We start from the raw sequence: 1,659 nt of genomic DNA, 5'->3' as shown, positions 1-1,659 counted from the left end.
TCAGCTCAGGTCAGGTTCCCGTCAGGAGTGCTCCTCGAAGGTGGGTGGCTGTATCGAAAGGACGGCCACCATGACGAGGACCGACGCTCCGGACTCCGCACCCGCGGGACCCCCACAGTCCGGCCGCATAGTCCTCGAGGTGGCGGGCGGCGGTCCACAGTGCGAACGGCACCGTGTCCGAGGCCCGGATCCGCTCGCCGTTGCCGAGGAGTTCGGCCGCCCGCCACGGCTCGGTGGCCGGGTCGAGCTCCGCTGCTGTGAGCACGCCGTCGCGGATCACGCCCGGCGGCGTGCGCTGCGCCACACCTGTGAGGAACGCGGCCGGCCGCAGCGGCGGTTCGTCGCGGCCCGCTGCCGCGAGGGCCGCCGCCACGGCCACCGCGATCGTGCCGGCCACCGCCTCCGGGTGGGTGTGCGTCACCTCCGAGGATGCCGCCGCCTGCTCGACGACGAGGTCGAGGTCGCGGTGGAGGAACGCGCCGAGGGGCGCCACCCGCATCGCCGAGCCGTTGCCCAGGCTGCCCTCGCCGTTGAACAGGGCCTTGGCATAGGTGGCGAAGTTGCCCGGGTCGGCGTCGAGGTGCGGCAGCAGCCGGGTCATCCCGTAGCCGTACTGGCGGTACGGGTCGGACAGATACTCGGCCGCGAACAGCGCGGCGAGCTGCTGCTGGTCGATCCGTCCGTGCGTGCCGAGCACCCGGGCGACGCTCAGCGCCATCGCGGTGTCGTCGCTGTAGCGCAACGGTGCCTCCGTCGGCGTGTGGCGGTGCTCGATCATCTCCACCACCCGGTGCCCGCCGCCCTGGTGGAACCAGCGCCCGCCGAACCCGTCGCCCAGGGCCAGCCCCCGCAGCGAATCACCCATCACCCGTCGATCGTCCATGTCCCGCCCCTTCGTCGCGGACATGGTGGCAAATCCGGCGGCCGCGCGCATGCACTTTTCACCCTTCGCGGGCGTGCGGGGCGCGGATAGCATGGCCCGACCATGAACGAGGTGAATGCCGAGGCGACGCACGGCGAGACGGCGGGCGGCCCGATGGAGGGCGTGCTGATCGCCGATTTCAGCCGGGTACTGGCCGGGCCGTACGCCACCATGCTGCTGGCCGACCTCGGGGCGCGGGTGGTGAAGGTGGAGCGACCGGGCAGCGGGGACGACACGCGCGCGTGGGGACCGCCGTTCGCGGACCTCGGCGATGGCGATGGCGATGGCGAAGACGGCGACGGCGACGGCGCGGACGACGAGGGCGGCAGCGGCCCGGAGGCCACCTACTTCCTCGGGGTCAACCGCAACAAGCAGTCGCTCGTCCTCGACCTGACCGCGGCCGAGGACGCGGCACTGGCCCGCGAGCTGGTGCGGCGCGCGGACGTGGTGGTGGAGAACTTCCTGCCGGGCACCATGGACCGGTACGGGCTCGGATACGAGCAGGTCAGGGAGCTCAATCCGGGCGTGGTCTACTGCTCGATCACCGGGTTCGGGCCGGGTGCGGGGGCGGGGCTGCCGGGCTACGACCTGATCGTGCAGGCGGTCGGCGGGCTGATGAGCGTGACCGGCGAGGCCGGCGGGTCCGGGACGAAGGTGGGCGTGGCGCTGGTCGACGTGGTCACCGGGCTGCACGCGGCGCTCGGGGTCATGGCGGCGCTGCGCCACCGGGAGCGGGG

Annotated in this window: 2 protein-coding genes; one reads left to right on the top strand and one right to left on the bottom strand. The window is 73.1% G+C overall.

What is annotated here, in order from left to right; translation table 11 throughout:
* Positions 1 to 10 precede the first annotated feature (10 nt).
* The gene (locus KDL01_RS40925; protein ID WP_212534110.1) at positions 11 to 883 is read right to left on the bottom strand and encodes an ADP-ribosylglycohydrolase family protein; all 873 of its coding nucleotides are present in this window, start codon (positions 881 to 883) and stop codon (positions 11 to 13) included.
* A gap of 102 nt (positions 884 to 985) precedes the next feature.
* On the opposite strand from KDL01_RS40925, the gene KDL01_RS40920 reads away from it, so the two are divergent.
* Positions 986 to 1,659, top strand: a 674-nt coding sequence (locus KDL01_RS40920) for a CaiB/BaiF CoA transferase family protein (RefSeq protein WP_212534109.1), incomplete at its 3' end; no start/stop codon positions are given.

The sequence above is a fragment of the Actinospica durhamensis genome, assembly GCF_018139695.1.
In the GTDB taxonomy this organism is placed as follows: Bacteria; Actinomycetota; Actinomycetes; order Streptomycetales; family Catenulisporaceae; genus Actinospica; species Actinospica durhamensis.
Note: the sequence above shows the minus strand (reverse complement) of the source record. Positions and strands in the feature narration are given on the sequence as shown.

Excerpts from the sequence above, each read along its gene's own strand:
- KDL01_RS40925 (WP_212534110.1), bottom strand. The coding sequence starts at position 883 with ATGGACGATCGACGGGTGATGGGTGATTCGCTGCGGGGGCTGGCCCTG.